Origin of the sequence: Tolypothrix sp. PCC 7601, assembly GCF_025677855.1 — a bacterium.
Taxonomy (GTDB): domain Bacteria; phylum Cyanobacteriota; class Cyanobacteriia; order Cyanobacteriales; family Nostocaceae; genus Aulosira; species Aulosira diplosiphon.
Map to the genome: position 1 here is coordinate 6,142,969 of NZ_CP064879.1, position 17,533 is coordinate 6,160,501.

Sequence of the window (17,533 nt, forward strand, 5' to 3'; positions counted from 1 at the left end):
ATTAAAGTGTTATAAAATACTTTTTATATTTACGTATTTTAATTTACCGGATACCGCCGCATCATCTCCTGTACTTCCACCGCATCCCCATCCGGTGTAAAAACGACACTACCAAACATCGCAATCACAATCCTCTGTTTCCTGGCCCACTCGAACCAAGTACTCACATTGCTCGTTACTGTATTGTTGCCCTTAGCCCCACTTTTGCACCTGTTGATAAACAATCCCGTGGGATTATCACACCAGCTCTCATGAATTCCTTTCTTCACTCATGCGATCGCTTTGCCTTGTTCTTCAATTACCCTTAGAAGAGGGATATGCCTTACGAAGGTTTCAGTTCTATGTCTGCAATTTAGTGATGATTAATACGCTTAATAAACTCAGTGCAGCACTAATTACAAACATAAATGTATATCCCATAGCATTGGCGATCGCACCACTCAGAACTGAAGCAGCAATTCCCCCAAGGTATACTACTGATACTTGAAGTGCATAATCAGTAGCGGCTGTTGCTGATTCGCATTTATCCATCATGGCGCTTAGTAATGCAGTATATGCCATACTTTGGACTGCATTGACTGTGATACTAACAGCATACAGCACAGGTAAACTACTGATACCAATTGCAGGTATGATGTACAAAAGTGTCATCATGCTGGCAGCAAAACCAAATAGAGTTAGAGAACGTAACCTTCCCAAGTGGGTAATTAAAAATCCTGCAATCAAAGCACTAATAATACGGACACTGTAACTAATAATACCTAACATCAAGCCGATATCTGAGAGCGACAAACCTCTATCAACAAAAAGCGGACGCAGCATTGTCCCTGACATCATTTCGCATCCCATATATAGCAATATAACGAAAAGCCACGGTAATGCTTTGGGACGCGAGAGAAAGTTGATAAAAGGTAGAAAATAAGATTTAAAAAAGTTTGATTTCTGAGATTTATGACTAACTTGTTCTTTATACAATATTACTGGAATTAAAGTCAGTAAAATTACAACTGACATAATTATTAAGCTATACCGCCAGCCGATTCTATCTAGTAGAATCAGCACTCCGCCCCCACCAATAATAGCACCAAAAACATTTCCACCAGCTTGAATAGCATTTCCTAATCCTCTTTCTCGTAGTTCGAGTAAATTTACGGCTAAGGCATCAGTGGCAATATCTTGGCTGGCGGAGAATAAAAAAGCGAGAAACATACAAACAATTAAGATATTAAAATGCTCTCGAATATCAATAAATCCACATCCAAATGTTACAAGTGCTAACAGAAGTTGAAAACAGATAATCCAACCGCGATAATGTCCTAACTTTGGCAAACTGTAGCGGTCAATAAAAGGCGACCACAGAAATTTTAACGCTGAGGGAAGAATGAGAAAACTTAACAACCCGATAGCATCCAGCGACATATTTTGTTGTCGCATAAAAACAGGTACGGTTTGAATAAAAAAGGTTGTCGGAATGAATTGAGTAGTATAAAGTGCGGCAAGTAGAATTAATTTAGCAAGCATGGCGATATGCGGAGGATAACAAATCAAAAATAGCGACAGAAAAGATAATTTTTCCCATCGCTATAACAATTAAATTAAAAATTAGCTTTAACTTGCACGCCATAGGTCACGGGATCGCCAAATCCTGCGGTTCCATCCGGTACTGGAAACAAGAATCCAGAGGTGATGTAGCGAGTATCAAACAAGTTATTTGCATATAAATAAATGCCATATTTCTCAGCTTCATAACCGATGCGGGCATTAACTAAGGCATATGGTTCTTGCTTGATTTGGTTCGCATCATCAAAATAAGTAATCCCATAACCACGCAATTCTGCACGAGCAAATAAGCCTCCCGAACTGCGATATTGAGCAGCTAAATTGTAGGTAAATTGTGGGGAAAGGGGAACTTGATTATTGCTTAAGTCTACACCTGTATCGGAATTTAGGTAGTTTTTGTATATACTATCTACATAACCAACTGATGCAGTTAAATCGAATCCTTTAGCTGGTTTTGCTTTTAGTTCAAATTCTACTCCAGTGGCTTGGAGGTCAACATTGTTAACTCTGCCAAAAAAACCACTTGCGTCATATTGCAAAACTTGATAATTATTTACATCGTTGTGAAAGATTGATAGGTTAGCAATTAAACGATTATCCAGCCAAGAAGATTTCAAACCCACTTCATAACTCCAGGTTTTTTCTTCTCCAAATCGCAGTTCTGCTTCGCTATTGGCTCGATAGTTTAATCCCCCCGGTCTATAACCTTGGGCAATGGTCACGTATCCCATTACATTAGGATTGAATTGATATTTCAAACCGAAGCGGGGAATCAAAGCATTATTACTGACTTTTTCATTGGTGAATGCCGGACGCAGTGGAGTTAGCGTTCCATTAGCGTTTACTGAGTCATAAGTACTATCTGAAGATGCATCACTAGATTCGTAACGTAAACCAGCAAATACAGTTAATGGTTCTATCAGCTGATAATCTAGTTGTCCAAATACCGCGTAGGTTTGACGATAATCGTCTCCAGTACGTCTAAATCTGCCAAATCCAGGAAAGTCGGTTTGAGCATCGCCAACGTTAAAGTCACGAGATTCGTAGTAAGCACCTAACAACCATTGAAAACGCTTTGCCGTTTCTGGAGATTGGAAACGTAATTCCTGCGTCCATAATGTGGAGTCAATACCATCAATAATTTGTACCGCTCCTGTGCTTCCCGGCACAAGGTTTTCTTGATGGGTAAAACGACGTGCGGTGATGGATGTGGCTCGGAAACCTCCACCGTTGTAACCGATTTTTAAAGCTTGGGTATTTGTATCTAACTTATTGTATCCTTCTGTTTGTAAATTAACCTCGAATGGGTCAGCAGGATTTAGCTTGTTATAAGTCGGATTACCATCATCTGTAAAGCTGTTATAGCTATTAAAAGATACTGTCCAGTCAGGTGTGGGTGTCCACAAAAGTTGCGCTCTTGCAGCTAACCGCGATCGCTCGCCTATTTCATTACCTGTGGCTAGGTTCCTAATAAATCCATCCTGTCCTCTGTAAGCTCCCGCAATTCGCAGTGATAGTTTATCGTCAACTAAAGCATCGTTGAGAGAAAATTGGAATTCGCGGCTGTTAAATCTACCGTAACTTGCACTAAGTCGTGTTTCTGGTTCTGGCGTTGCTTGACGAGAAATGATATTGACGACCCCACCAGAACTATTTCGTCCGTAGAGCGTACTTTGCGGGCCTCTTAGCACTTCTATTTGTTCTAGATCGAGTAAAGCCAAGTCTAGAAAACCGTTATAGTCAATGGGAACATCATCAATATAAAAGGCTACGCTATCCTGAGCAGTCAGGAAATTTTGATTGTTCAAACCCCGCAAACTGTAATTACTAAACTCGGTACCGCCGGAAGATGTGGGAAGAAAGTTAAAGTTGGGCGTTTGATTGGCAATATCAATCAAAGAATCGATTTGAGCATCTTCTATTTCCTGACGAGGTATTACCGTCACACTAATGGGTACATCCTGTGCGTCTTCCGGTCGTTTTTGTGCGGTAACGACTAGTTCAATATCTGGTTCATTAGGTTTTTGGCTATCGACTGATGGTTGAGTTTCAGGTGTTGTTGGTGTCACCCCTAAAACTAAACCTTCATCGCTGTCAAATAATTCGACTTTTGGGGTCTGAGTTGTTCCCACTACAGTAATTTGGATACTATTTGCATCTTGATTTACTGCCAAAACTTCAGTAATTCCCGCAACTGGCTTTTCTTGACGGAAAGTGTTACCACTTGCTAAACGCAGTTGTGCATTAGGAATATTTGCAAGAAAGTTATTACCTTCTATTTTAGTTGTGGCTTGCAGCTTGTCAGATGCAGATGTTTCTAAAATCACTTCTAGCCCAGTAGCCGTCTGATTCAACTTTATCCCTGTTATTAGAATAGTAGATTGCTCTTGTTGAGCTAGCCACTCCTTGACACTTGTGTGAGGAAGCTTAATATCTGAAAGTTGGGGAATTTGATGATCTTCTTTTGTTACAGCTAAAGCTTGTTGATTGATAAATATGGCAAGTATGACAGCTAGTCCAAAATTTTCCAGTAAATATAGTTTCTTCATTCAATCCTCACACCAAAAAAACAACTCAAATTGTCAATAAAATTTGACAAAATTCGAGCCATTAGTAGCAAATCGATTCCAGGGTTTATCTACTAAATTGTTTGGCTTTGTGGTTAAAGTGTCAAATGACGAACTGTCAAACTTCCTAAAATGCGTTCTAACTTGAAAAACAGTTTTAGGGATCTCCAAAAAATAAATTATTACGGTTCAGTTCGTTGAGAGTTGACAATGTTCTAAAGTTAGATTTTTATAATAATTTTGCTTAATTTAATTTCTGATTAGTTATTCTTATATTTAAAACCTATTGATTGGTGTACTTTAAAAACTCTTAATAAACAAGCATTTTAGATTTCTTTGACTTATTGTCAAACAGCAAAAAATTTTTTTAATCAAATAAAAATATATAAAATTAATCATCAATCAACTTACTTAAAAAACAAGTGTTAATTGAGACTATCAATTTAATTTTTGGTATCTATCAAAGCATAAAAACCGTCAATACCGTTATAAAGTATATTGATTAAAGAGTATATTTTTTAACCTTGAATATATTCAAGGTTAAAAAATATATAGCAAAAGCTTATATGTATTTTTTTATACTCCATGCAATTAATAGACTTTAGATTAACAATGCTCTAAAGTCTGTATTAACTTAGGCTTTCTGTTTTGCAGAACTTATACTAGTTTTGGATAAAAGGCTTTTAGATTTTGGATTAAAAACCTTTTATAAGGGAACTCCAAAAAATTAATTGTTTCGGTTAGAGTGTTGACTGTTAACTGTGAACAGTCAATAGTACTCTATGAAATATTTTTTTACTTGGAAGTCCCTAAAGTTGTTCCAAAAATTTAAAATAATGCTTTTTGTACCAATTTTTTATTAGTTGAATATCTGAATAAAATCAAGCAAAATCTTAATGTTTGGTGGCTGCTAGTAATAGATTCAGATAGCTTGTTAGGACTGCACAACAGAACCTGAGCAATTTTTCTGAGTAATTTCGATGATATATAACAGTGAAATAACAACGTTAGCAGATTTAGCACGCGTGCAAGCACGTCTATTTTCAGACACTAAGGCATTGATATTCAAAGATAAATCACTTACTTATTCACAATTAGAGCAAAGAAGTAATCAGGTCGCAAATTCATTATTATCCCAAGGGATTCAACCAGGTGCGCGAGTAGCACTTCTAGATAAAGATTCGCTTAAGAGTTATGAAATTTTATTTGCTTGTTGCAAAATAAAAGCTGTTTTTGTACCGATTAATTGGCGTTTAGCTGCTGCGGAAATTAGCTATATTCTCAGGGATGCTAATGTGGAAATTCTGTTTGTTGGGATGGAATTTTATCAGTTAGTCGCAGCGATTAGAAATGAGATTGATGGTGTAAAAACCATTATTGGCTTAGAAGAAATTGACGGCGATTGTCTGAGTTATGATATTTGGTCTGAGAAACATAGTGATGAGCTACCAAATATCGCTGTTGCAGCCAATGATGTAGCCGTACAAATGTATACTAGTGGCACTACTGGAAGACCCAAAGGTGTGCAATTAGGACATTATAGTTTTTTTGCGATCGCTAAAGAATTTGCTCAACGAGGCGAAACATGGATAAATTGGAACGCAACTGACAAGAGTTTGCTGACTTTATCTTTATTCCATATCGGTAGTTTATGGTGGGCGATTCGTGGTTTAGTAGCCGGAGCAGAAAATATTGTCTTAGAAAATTTTATCGGTGATGAGGTTCTCCAAGCAATTGAAAAGTACCGCATTACTAAGACATTTATGGTTCCAGCCATGATTCAAGTTTTGTTGAACGAACCATTATGCCAAAAAACAGATTTTTCATCACTAGAATACGTTATTTATGGCGGTTCCCCCATAGCTGAATCATCATTGAAAAATGCGATCGCCACATTTAATTGTAATTTTGTGCAAATATATGGAATGACTGAAACTGGCAATTGTGCCGTCTCTTTACCTGCAAAAGACCATACATCTGCAAATAAAAACATCCTCAAAGCTGCGGGTAAACCCTTTCCTGGCGTATCGATAGCCATCATCAACAGTGTAGGTAAAGAATTATCTTGCTTTGAAGTGGGTGAAGTTTGTATCAAATCTCCTGCAAATATGATTGGTTATTGGAAATTACCAGAAGCTACAGCAAAAACTTTAGTAGATGGCTGGATTCATACTGGTGATGCTGGTTATGTTGACAAAGAAGGCTACGTTTACATTTGCGATCGCTTTAAAGACATGATTCTTTATGGTGGTGAAAATGTCTATCCAGCAGAAATTGAAAATATTTTATACGAACATCCAGCCATCAGAGAGGCAGCAGTAATTGGCGTTCCAGATGAAGATTTTGGAGAAGCAATCAAAGCGATCGTGGTTTTGAAAACAGGCATGAAAGCAACTGCATTAGATATTATTAATTTTGTTCGGGGTAAAATTGCTGATTTTAAGTTACCGAGAAGCGTTGAGTTTACTGAATCTTTGCCAAGAACGCCTAGTGGTAAGTTGCAAAAGGCTAAGATTCGGGAGAAATATTGGCAAGGGTATGAACGTCGTGTGAATTAAAGAGAGTATCCCAAATGTTTGGGTTTATTTTTAAAAGCAGAGGAGCGCAAAGCAGAGGAAGAAATGACCAATGACTAATGACAAATGACCAATGACAAATTCTAAAATTCCGCTTTGGAAACCGCTAACTGTACGCAACTTTTTACTTTTGTACATTGGTGAAACTGTTTCGCTTCTAGGCGACCAGTTTTACATCGTTGCATTGCCTTGGTTAACAATACAGTTAACTAACTCTGGGATTACGTTAGGTACTGTGTTAATGAGTGCAGCAATTCCCCGTGCTGTTTTGATGCTGTTTGGTGGTGTGGTGAGCGATCGCTTTTCACCACGATTAGTGATGTTGGTTTCCAATGCTTTGCGTGGTTTACTGGTTGTTTTATTTGCAACCATCGTTGCGTTGAAAATGACTCAACTATGGCATATTTATTTTTTTGCTGCTAGCTTCGGCATATTTGATGGCTTGTTTATACCTGCATCTAAATCAATTATCCCCAGTCTGGTATCAAAGGAACAGTTAATAGCAAGTAATACTTTAAGCCAAGGAACTTCCCAACTGATTTTGCTAATTGGGCCGGCTTTGGGTGGTTTGCTGATTGCAACTGCGGGGATTGAAGTAGCATTTGTCATTGATGGGATAACTTTTGCTATCACAACTATCACGCTTTTGCTGATGAAGGGAACAACAGCATTGAATGGCGAATTAAATCAAAATTCTGCTTCTACTAAAAAAACGATGAATTTGATTGCTGGTATGCGTGAGGGATTTGACTACGCATGGCGCAATCAGCCTTTGAGAATCTTTTTGCTGGTAATGGTAATTCTCAATTTTCTATTTATTGGGCCATTACAAGTTGGGATGACTTCACTAGCTCATAGTCGCTTCCCAGGTGGTGCAGTAGCTTTAGGAATATTGCAATCAGCTTGGGGTGGTGGTGGGTTAATTGGGACACTCACACCTCAATTTGTCAAAAATATTCCCAACATCGGAGTTTTATTGTTAACTATTGCCAGTGTTCAAGGCTTTGGTTTATTTTTACTTGGCTTTATTGGCAATATAGCACTAGCTAGTATGACAATTGCAGTGCTGGGATTTTGCAGTTGTATTTTTACCGTGGTAGGAATTACTTGGATTCAGAAACAAACTCAACCGGAAATGTTAGGAAGAGTGATGAGTTTGGGAATGTTTTCTGCTTTTGGAATTGCTCCTATTTCTTTTGCTTTGGCTGGTATTTTAGTTAATTTAAATCTGACAATTATGTTTACTGTTGCAGGTAGCATTATGTTAATTACAAGTCTTTGCTTGGCAGCAAATCCATCAGTACGTAAGATTAGTTAACTATATAAATCCGGTTTGATTTATTAACTTTCCTGTGAAGCGAGTAAGAAAACAATGAAAGTTCAATATCAAGATAATCAGGGAATGGGAGTTGTTGTTTATGACTTTAATCATACAACTGCTTCAGATCAAGATATTGAGGATGTGAAGCAATTGATATATGAATACAAAATTGTTGTAATCAAAGAGCAAGACTTATCACCTGATGAATATTGCGATTTTGGGTATCGTCTTGGGGAGGTAGAAAAATACTATCAACCAATGTATCACCATCCCGAAAGGGAAGAGATTTTTGTTTCCTCCAATGTTGCTGAAAATGGTCAGCAAGTTGGAGTTCCGAAGACTGGTAAATTTTGGCACGCTGATTATGCGTTTATGCCGAGGCCATTTGCATTTTCAATGGTATATCCTCAGATTCTTCCTAGTAAGGAGCGTGGCACTTACTTTATCAATATGTCTAAAGTATACCAGAGTTTGCCAGATGACCTGAAAGCGATCGCCAATCAGTCGAGTTGTGATCACAGTGTCAGACGTTTTTTTAAAATTCGTCCTCAAGATGTTTATCGTCCGATTTCGGAAATATTGGACGAGATTGAACGAGTCACACCTCCCGCAAAGCATCCAACAACCTTTATTCATCCCGTTACAGGAGAAACCATCCTCTACGTTACCGAAGGTTTTACCTATCGCATAGATGATTTAGAAGGAAAACCGCGAGATATAAATATTCTCCAAAAGTTGTTAACTCATTCCGGTCAGTTAGACAAAACTTTTCAATGTCCATTCATCGAACATCATGAATTTGAATTAGGGGATGTGCGGATTTGGGATAATCGCTCTTTAGTTCATTGCGCTCACTATGCTGCAAATTCCGAACCAGCCGTCACATTTCGATTGACCTTGCACGATAGCTATCCATTTTATCAGTTATAGAGCAATTGTATTCTCACTGCGTTTAAAACATCTCACCAAAAGGCGTTGCTGAATTTGAAATTTAAAAATTAACTCTTCTCAACTCTTACTCTCTGCGACTCTGCGTCTCCGCGTGAATTAAATCCATATCCTCAATCAGCAACGCCCACCAAAACAGTCATTTAATCAGGGGAAAATATCATGTTAAAATTTCCAGATTCAAGTCAACAAAGCATCCACATCAATAATGATGATATCTTACTGACACAAGTCCTCAAACCTTATAAAGCTAATTGCCAGTATCTTAAATCTGCTGAAGTAATTAAAGAGGGCGATCCTCAGGATGGGGGACGTGTAATCGGACGATGTGAATTTTCAATTCCAGAATCATGTTATATCGATGATACTGGTCATTTTAATTCAGTGGAATTCAATATTTGCTATAACCAAATGATGTATTATGTCATAGCTAAATCTGTGAAAGAAAGACTGATGGATTCATTTCAGTCGTGGACTATGGCAGATTATTGGAATAAACAGCTACCGGATGTCTATATTGTAAATTTTGCAAGTTCCTTTCGCCGGGCTATGCAGTCTGCTAAATTTTGGGGTGAGATTGAATTTACTAATATTCGGATCAAATCTGGGATGATGTATATAGTTACTAACTGTCGTTATTGGGATGATAAAGGTGGTAATTGCAGTGGTAGTGTCAAGTTAGTGATTGTAAATTCTCCGGGATAGATTTTTCACGCAGAGGCGCAGAGACGCAAAGAATATAACGCAAAATTTTGCTGAATTAGTATGTCGAAGATTGCATTTTTTACAACTTACATTCAAGAGGAAATCGCTAAGGTAATTGGGATAGAGACATCTGATTTGGATGTGGAAATGTCTTTAAATTATTTAGGGCTTGATTCATTAATTGCTGTCAAACTGAGAAATAAGTTTAGAAAAGAGTTGTCAGTAGATGTTCCAGCAGTAAAGTTTTTAGAGGATACTAATGTTGCAAGTTTGGCAATATTGGTCGATGAATTGAGTGCAAATGCTGAATCAAAAATAGATGACGATGAGTGGTTGGAAGGAGAATTATGAATTTAGTTGAGTTTCTCACACAACTCTCGCAACAGAATATAGAATTGTGGGTTGAAGATGATAAATTGCGTTATCGCGGTCGCAAAGAAGGATTAACTTCTACAGTTTTAAATCAAATTAAGCAGCATAAAACAGAAATTATCGATTTGCTGCGCCAAGGGTTTCGTACTTCTAAATCCTATCCTCTGACTTATGGTCAGCAAGGGTTATGGTTTTTGTATAAACTTGCACCCACAAGTGCAGCTTATAATGTGGCTTTTACAGCTCGCATCCGCTCTCATTTAAATATCCCGGCTTTACAACGAGCGTTTCAACAGTTAGTAAATCGTCATCCGACTCTCCGCACAACATTTGCACAAAAGGATGGCGAACCTTTTCAACAAATTCATGAATACCAAGAAGTTGATTTTGAAAATATTGACGCTTCAATTTGGAATGAAGATGAGTTGAAAAGCGAAGTCATCGCAGCATATCAGTGTCCCTTTGATTTGGAAAAAGGTAATTTATTCCGGGTAAATTTATTTACTTGTTCTGAAGATAATTATGTCATATTACTAACCATACATCACATTGTGATTGATGGTTTTTCTTTGGGAATTATTCTTGATGAGTTGCGTTTACTCTACGAAGCAGAAAATACAGGTCGAGTCATATCTTTACCTGCTATTAAGTACCAATATCAAGACTTTGTACAGTGGCAGAGAAATATTCTAGCAAGTTCTGTGGGCGATGAATTATGGAATTACTGGCGTGAACAATTAGCGGGTGAGTTACCCATTTTAAAATTACCAACAGACCGACCACGACCACCTATTCAAAGCTATAGGGGAGCTTCCCATACTTTTGAGTTGAATCAAGAGTTGACTTTTCAGCTACGAGAAATGGCGAAAGCTCAAGGCGCAACTCTTTACATGACTTTGTTAACCGCCTTTCAAGTGTTGCTTTACCGCTTGTCTGGTCAGGAAGATATCATTGTGGGTGCGCCTATTGAGGGGAGAAGTCAGCCGCAATTTGCGGAAACTGTGGGTTTTTTCGTGAATATGCTGGCTTTGCGGGTGAATTTGGCTGGTAATCCCACATTTTCTCAGCTTTTAACTCAAGTCCGCCAGACTGTATTAGATGCGATCGCTCATCAAGATTATCCTTCTACTTTACTAATTGAGCGATCGCAACTCAACCGCGATCCAAGTCTTCCTGGTTTGTTTCGCGTTTCTTTTAATTTGTTAAAGCTCAGTGAAATTGCCCAAGATTATGAATTATCTGTATCTAATAAAACTAAAGTTCGAGAAAATTGGGGAGGGTTAACTTTAGAACCTTTTGTGATTCCCCAGCAGGAAGGACAGAATGATTTAGTGTTCGATATGATGGAGACGACTGAATCATTAATTGGTATTTTAAGATACAACAGCGATTTATTTGATGCTACGACAATTACCAGGATAGCGAATCATTTTCAAACTTTACTCACAGGAATTATTGCTAATCCCCAACAACAAATTGCTTTTTTACCTCTGCTAACGGAAGCTGAAACAAATCATTTGTTGTGGAATTGGAACAACAATCAAGTCGAGTATCCCCAAGATATAGTCATTCATCAGTTGTTTGAGAACTGTGTGAAGCAGCAACCAAACGCGGTTGCGGTGGTATTTCCAAATGTAGAGACGTTTCATGAAACGTCTCTACAACTAACCTATCAACAATTAAACAGCAAAGCCAATCAACTAGCACGCTACCTGCGTTCCTTGGGAATAGGTGAAAATAAACTGGTGGGAATTTGTGTGGAACGTTCCCTAGAAATGATTGTTGCATTATTGGCAGTTCTCAAAGCAGGAGGAGCTTATCTACCTTTAGATCCTGCGTATCCCGAAGAACGCTTGAATTTTATGCTGGGTGATTCCCAAGTATCGATATTGCTGACGCAACAAAAATTAGTCACGAGTTTACCAATAGAGGATTTAACTGTAGTTTGTTTAGATCAAGATTGGCTAGATATTTCCCAAGAAAGTGAAGATAATTTAGTCATTAATACTACTGCTAAAAATTTAGCATACGTGATTTACACATCAGGTTCTACAGGTAAATCTAAAGGAGTGGCGATCGCTCATCGTAGTTTGGTAAATGCGTTTTATGCTTGGGAAAAAGCTTATCAACTCCAGTCTGTGACTAGTCATTTGCAAATGGCGAGTTTTGCTTTTGATGTGTTTTCAGGGGATGTAATTCGCGCTCTTTGTAGTGGTGCTAAGTTGGTTTTATGTCCGCGTGAGTGGCTGTTAGAACCGGACAAGCTGTATAAAATAATGCTTGTGGAGAAAATTGATAGCGCGGAGTTTGTTCCAGCTGTGTTGAGAAACTTGGTTGAGTATTTGCAAAGAACTCAGCAAAATCTCCACTTTATGAAATTGTTGATAGTCGGTTCAGATAGCTTGTATGTGCAAGAATATCAAGAATTTCAGCGTTTTTGTGGCGAACAGACACGTTTGATTAATTCCTATGGGGTAACGGAAGCTTGTATTGATAGCACGTATTTTGAATTGGGGATGGGGAAATTAGGAACTGGGTTGGTTCCTATTGGCCGTCCATTTGCAAACACACAAGTTTATATTTTAGATCGATATTTACAATTAGTTCCTGTTGGGGTTGCGGGTGAATTATATATTGGTGGTGCTGGTTTGGCTCAAGGTTATTTAAATCGTCCTGATTTAACCAAAGAGAAATTTATCTCCTATTCTCACCACAACTTTATTTTGTACAAAACGGGAGATTTAGCGCGTTATCTTCCTGATGGTAATATTGAATTACTCGGTCGCATGGACGACCAAGTGAAGATTCGGGGTTTCCGAATTGAATTAGGGGAAATTGAAGCGGTTTTGAGTAGTCACCCCCAAGTTCAAGCAGCAGTGGTAATGGTTCGAGAACTGCAAACAGAAAATAAATCTATAGTTGCATATATTGTTTCTGGACAGCAATCATTAACAATTAGTGAATTGCGTAACTTTCTCAAACAGAAGTTACCTGATTATATGATTCCAAGTGCGATCGCCATTCTGGAAACTTTACCTTTAACCCCCAACGGTAAAATAGATCGGCGTGCTTTACCAATTCCAGATATGGAACAGAGTCGAGAAATAGAGTTTGTTCCACCACGCACCGCAACCGAAGAAGCGATCGCTAATATTATCGCTGCTGTTTTGGGACTCACACAAGTAGGCATTCACGATAATTTTTTTGAATTGGGGGGACATTCCCTACTTGCGACTCAAGTAATTTCTCGATTACAACAAACCTTAAATATTGAGTTACCGTTACGCTCTTTGTTAGCATCTCCTACGGTGGCTGGATTGAGTGAAGCAGTCACATCTTCAACAAAGACAGAATCTTCATTTAATTTACCAACAATTGTCCCAAATCCACAACAGCTATATCAACCTTTTCCCCTAACCGACATTCAACAAGCTTATTGGCTAGGACGCAATGAAGCTTTTGAATTGGGGAATATTGCTGCTCATGGTTATTTAGAATTAGATTGTCATTATTTAGATTTAACAAGATTAAATCAAGCTTGGCAAAAACTCATTTTGCGTCACGATATGTTGCGTGCTGTTATTTTAGCAGATGGTCAACAGCAAATTCTCCCAACAGTACCGGCTTATGAAATCGAAGTTTTGGATTTGCAAGATTTAGAGGTGATGCGTGAGCAAATGTCCCATGAAGTTTTACCTGCGGAACAATGGCCTTTATTTAGAATTCGAGCTACACCTATAGATGAACAGCGTACCAGACTCCACCTCAGTTTTGATGCGTTGATTGCTGATGCTTGGAGTGTGTTTTTGCTGATGCGGGAGTGGTTACATCTATATAATAGTTCTGAATTTGTCTTACCATCCTTAGAACTTTCCTTCCGCGATTATGTGCTGGGGGAAGCAACTTTAAAAAATACACCCCAATATCAACGTTCTCAAGAATATTGGTTTCATCGATTAGATAGCTTACCACCAGCACCAGAATTACCATTAGCAAAAAATCCCAATGGAATCGCCAATCCTCGGTTTCAACGTCGCAGTTCCCAACTTTCGCCAGAACAATGGCGCAAATTACAAAATCGCGCTCAACAATTTAACTTAACTCCTTCGGGAGTTTTGTTAGCTGCTTTTGCAGAAATTCTCAGTCAATGGAGCAGAAATCCCAAGTTTACGATTAATCTCACCTTATTTAAGCGTTTACCTTTACATCCCCAAGTCAATGAGATTGTCGGAGACTTTACATCTTTGACACTTTTAGAAGTTGATTTCTCAATTCCTCAAAGCTTTAGCAACCACGCTCAACAATTACAGCAACAACTGTGGCAAGATTTAGATCACGGTTATATCAGTGGTTTGCAAGTACAGCGAGAACTTAGCCGTCAACGCCAAAGTTACCAATTTATGCCGGTGGTATTTACTAGTACCCTGGGTTTAGAATCACTCGGTCAGGATACATCAATATTAAGTCAGTTAGGCGAGATTGTTTACAGTATCAGTCAAACCCCACAAGTTTGGTTAGATAATCAAATTAGAGAGCAAAATGGAACTTTAATATTTAATTGGGATGCGGTGGAAGAACTTTTCCCCCCAGGTTTGCTAGATGAAATGTTTGCTGCTTACTGCGATTTGCTTCAACGATTAATTACCTCAGATACCATTTGGAGCGAAAGTCAGGGAGAATTACAAAAACTCACAATTGCAAATTATCCCACCGCAGCCATTTCTGAGGAAACTTTGCACAGTTTGTTTATCAAGCAAGTGCAAATTCAAGCTGATTCTCTAGCAGTCATTACTCCAGAGCGTACCCTCACTTATCAGGAATTATACCAACGGGCTCTGCAATTAGCATCTCAACTGCGAGAATTGGGAGCAAGTAGCGACAATGCGATAGCGCGGAGCGCTGTGCCAGAGGCAATCGCCATTATCATGGAAAAAGGTTGGGAGCAAGTTGTCGCTGTACTAGGAATTTTAATCGCCGGTGCGGCTTATCTTCCCATTGATTCCGAATTACCAGCAGAACGACAATGGTATTTACTCACCCAAGGACAAGTTAAATTAATTGTCACTCAACCTCATCTTCACCTATCTTTGCCATCAGGTGTTGAACAAGTATGTGTGGAAAGCCAACTCACACAAGATGAGAAAGATATCAAACTAGTCCAAACTCCCGAAGATTTAGCTTATATTATCTACACTTCCGGTTCCACTGGTTTACCCAAAGGCGTGATGATTGATCATCGGGGTGCGGTAAATACCATTTTGGATATTAATCGACGTTTTGGAATTAAATCAGGCGATCGCATCTTAGCTTTATCAGCATTAAACTTCGACCTCTCAGTTTACGACATCTTCGGTATGTTAGCGGCGGGAGGAACAATAGTTATTCCCTCAGCAGATAAAACCAAAGATCCCGCACACTGGTTAGAGTTAATAGTATCTCAGCAAATTACTCTGTGGAACTCAGTTCCAGCTTTGATGCAAATGTTGGTAGAATATCTCGCCAACCAACCACAACAACCTTCATCTCTGCGTTTAGCTTTGTTGAGTGGAGATTGGCTACCTCTCAATTTACCAAATCAAATCCAAAAATTGTGGTCAAGCATCCAAGTAGTGAGTTTGGGAGGAGCAACAGAAGCTTCAATTTGGTCAATTTACTATCCAATTACCCAAGTAGATCCTACCTGGAAAAGTATTCCCTACGGCAAACCACTCGATAATCAACAAGTATATGTATTCAATCATAATTTGCAGCAAACTCCTGTTTGGGTGACGGGACAACTATATATTGGCGGTATAGGATTAGCAAAAGGTTACTGGAAAGACGCACAAAAAACAAACGCCAGCTTTATTACTCATCCAGTTACCAAAGAAAAATTATATAAAACAGGGGACTTGGGACGCTATTTACCCGATGGAAATATAGAGTTTTTAGGAAGAGAAGATTTTCAAGTCAAAATCAACGGTTATCGCATTGAACTTGGTGAAATTGAAGCAATATTAAAACAGCATTCCACCGTTAAAGAAGCAGTAGTCACCACAGTAGAACAAACACAACAATTAGTTGCTTATATCGTTAGCAATACACCAAATCCCAATTTAGGAGAAGCTTACCAACCAACTCAACAACCAGGAGTATTAACCGATGCTGGAGAACGCATCGAATTTAAACTCCAACAACCAGGAATCCGCAAATCAGAATCATCCCCAATTGCTATTAACTTACCCAAATCTGAACTTGAGCCAACAGCTTATCTAGAACGCCAAAGTTACAGACAATTTTTACCGCAACAGATATCCTTAGAACAATTTAGCAAATTTCTCAACTGTCTCCAGCAAAAGCAATTTGGTGATTATCCCCTCCCCAAATATCGCTATCCTTCTGCTGGAAGCCTTTATCCCGTACAAACTTACTTATTCATCAAACCCAACAGCATCGAAACCCTTCCCGCAGGAATATATTATTATCATCCCAGCCACCACAATTTAATCTTACTCCACAGCACCAACGAAATAGATAGTAGCATTTACCTTGAGAATCAAGTACTTTTTGAACAATCCGCCTTTACGATATATTTGATTGGGAAACTAAGTGCGATCGCACCGATGTATGGAGAACTCGCCAGAGACTTCTGTCTTTTAGAAGCAGGACACATCGGACAATTACTCATGAACAGCGCACCGACTCAAGAAATTGGTCTTTGTCCCCTTGGCTATTTAGAATTTCCCCAAATTCAAGATTTATTTCAACTAGAAGCCAATCAAATTCTCCTTTATAGCTTTGTTGGTGGAAAAATAGACCCAACAGATTCTCAGCAATGGTCATTAGTTAAAAATCCTCAAACTACCAAATCAAATACTACCCAATTCCGAGAATATCTACAGCAGAAACTTCCACAATATATGAGACCTGCTGAATATATTCTCATTGACACCTTACCCCTAACCCCCAACGGAAAAATAGATAGAAAAGCCTTACCAACTCCCAATCTCGCAACAGCCACATCAGCAACCTTAGTTCCTCCGCAAACCCAAACCGAAAAAACAATCGCCGAATTCATCCAACAACTGCTGCAAATTGAAGTAGTGGGAATACAGAATAATTTCTTTGAATTAGGAATAGATTCGCTCAAACTCGTGCAGTTGAAAAATCACTTACAAAATCAATCCCAAGTTAACATTCCCATGCGCCAATTATTAGTGGAAACAACAAATATTCAACAACTGGCATTAGCCATTGACGAACAATTAATTATCGCCAAAATCACACAAAAACCCCTAACCACAGAACAAGACGACGATAAAGAAATCATCCAAATTTGAATGTATTGATAGCTCACGCAGAGACGCAGAGACGCAGAGAGTAAGAGTTGAGAAGAGTTGATTATTGAATAGCAACGCCAACAGTATATTAGACCTCTGACAAAAGTCTTCCTCCCTGTTCTCTTCTCTGCGCCTCTGCGCCTCTGCGTGAAAAAAATCTTTGAA

9 protein-coding genes are annotated in these 17,533 nt (G+C 38.6%); 6 read left to right on the forward strand and 3 right to left on the reverse strand.

The features are described from left to right. Nucleotides 1–38 precede the first annotated feature (38 nt). From HG267_RS25200 to HG267_RS25210, 3 genes are all read right to left on the reverse strand, one after another. Nucleotides 39–167 carry a hypothetical protein gene (locus tag HG267_RS25200; protein ID WP_255325157.1) on the reverse strand — a complete coding sequence of 43 codons (129 nt, stop codon included), beginning with the start codon at nucleotides 165–167 and terminating at the stop codon, nucleotides 39–41. Between the two features lie 172 nt (nucleotides 168–339). After that, entirely contained in the window at nucleotides 340–1,521 is a 1,182-nt protein-coding gene (locus HG267_RS25205) for an MFS transporter (protein ID WP_045868509.1), read from the reverse strand. A gap of 74 nt (nucleotides 1,522–1,595) precedes the next feature. After that, the gene (locus HG267_RS25210) at nucleotides 1,596–4,109 is read right to left on the reverse strand and encodes a TonB-dependent receptor domain-containing protein (protein WP_045868510.1); all 2,514 of its coding nucleotides are present in this window, start codon (nucleotides 4,107–4,109) and stop codon (nucleotides 1,596–1,598) included. 998 nt (nucleotides 4,110–5,107) lie between these two features. Here HG267_RS25210 and HG267_RS25215 point away from each other — a divergent pair. The 6 genes from HG267_RS25215 to HG267_RS25240 all read left to right on the forward strand — a co-directional run bounded on the left by HG267_RS25215 (nucleotide 5,108) and on the right by HG267_RS25240 (nucleotide 17,368). Further along, complete coding sequence (locus tag HG267_RS25215; RefSeq protein WP_045868511.1) at nucleotides 5,108–6,685, forward strand: long-chain-fatty-acid--CoA ligase; 1,578 nt, start codon at nucleotides 5,108–5,110, stop codon at nucleotides 6,683–6,685. Between the two features lie 91 nt (nucleotides 6,686–6,776). After that, nucleotides 6,777–8,021 (forward strand): MFS transporter, encoded by a 1,245-nt coding sequence (locus HG267_RS25220; RefSeq protein WP_045868512.1) that lies wholly within the window; start codon nucleotides 6,777–6,779, stop codon nucleotides 8,019–8,021. A gap of 54 nt (nucleotides 8,022–8,075) precedes the next feature. Next, nucleotides 8,076–8,954, forward strand: coding sequence for a TauD/TfdA dioxygenase family protein (locus HG267_RS25225; protein ID WP_194007704.1), 879 nt, complete (start codon nucleotides 8,076–8,078; stop codon nucleotides 8,952–8,954). A gap of 180 nt (nucleotides 8,955–9,134) precedes the next feature. Next, nucleotides 9,135–9,677, forward strand: a complete 543-nt coding sequence (locus tag HG267_RS25230; RefSeq protein ID WP_052335077.1) for an FcoT family thioesterase — start codon at nucleotides 9,135–9,137, stop codon at nucleotides 9,675–9,677. Between the two features lie 60 nt (nucleotides 9,678–9,737). Beyond that, nucleotides 9,738–10,028, forward strand: coding sequence for an acyl carrier protein (locus tag HG267_RS25235; RefSeq protein WP_045868513.1), 291 nt, complete (start codon nucleotides 9,738–9,740; stop codon nucleotides 10,026–10,028). Further along, nucleotides 10,025–17,368, forward strand: a complete 7,344-nt coding sequence (locus HG267_RS25240) for a non-ribosomal peptide synthetase (protein WP_052335078.1) — start codon at nucleotides 10,025–10,027, stop codon at nucleotides 17,366–17,368. The genes HG267_RS25235 and HG267_RS25240 overlap by 4 nt, the downstream gene beginning before the upstream one ends. Nucleotides 17,369–17,533 lie beyond the last annotated feature (165 nt).

Coding starts and splice junctions, on each gene's coding strand:
- HG267_RS25215 (WP_045868511.1), top strand. CDS start 5,108: ATGATATATAACAGTGAAATAACAACGTTAGCAGATTTAGCACGCGTG.
- HG267_RS25220 (WP_045868512.1), top strand. CDS start 6,777: ATGACAAATTCTAAAATTCCGCTTTGGAAACCGCTAACTGTACGCAAC.
- HG267_RS25240 (WP_052335078.1), top strand. CDS start 10,025: ATGAATTTAGTTGAGTTTCTCACACAACTCTCGCAACAGAATATAGAA.
- HG267_RS25225 (WP_194007704.1), top strand. CDS start 8,076: ATGAAAGTTCAATATCAAGATAATCAGGGAATGGGAGTTGTTGTTTAT.
- HG267_RS25230 (WP_052335077.1), top strand. CDS start 9,135: ATGTTAAAATTTCCAGATTCAAGTCAACAAAGCATCCACATCAATAAT.
- HG267_RS25210 (WP_045868510.1), bottom strand. CDS start 4,109: ATGAAGAAACTATATTTACTGGAAAATTTTGGACTAGCTGTCATACTT.
- HG267_RS25235 (WP_045868513.1), top strand. CDS start 9,738: ATGTCGAAGATTGCATTTTTTACAACTTACATTCAAGAGGAAATCGCT.
- HG267_RS25205 (WP_045868509.1), bottom strand. CDS start 1,521: ATGCTTGCTAAATTAATTCTACTTGCCGCACTTTATACTACTCAATTC.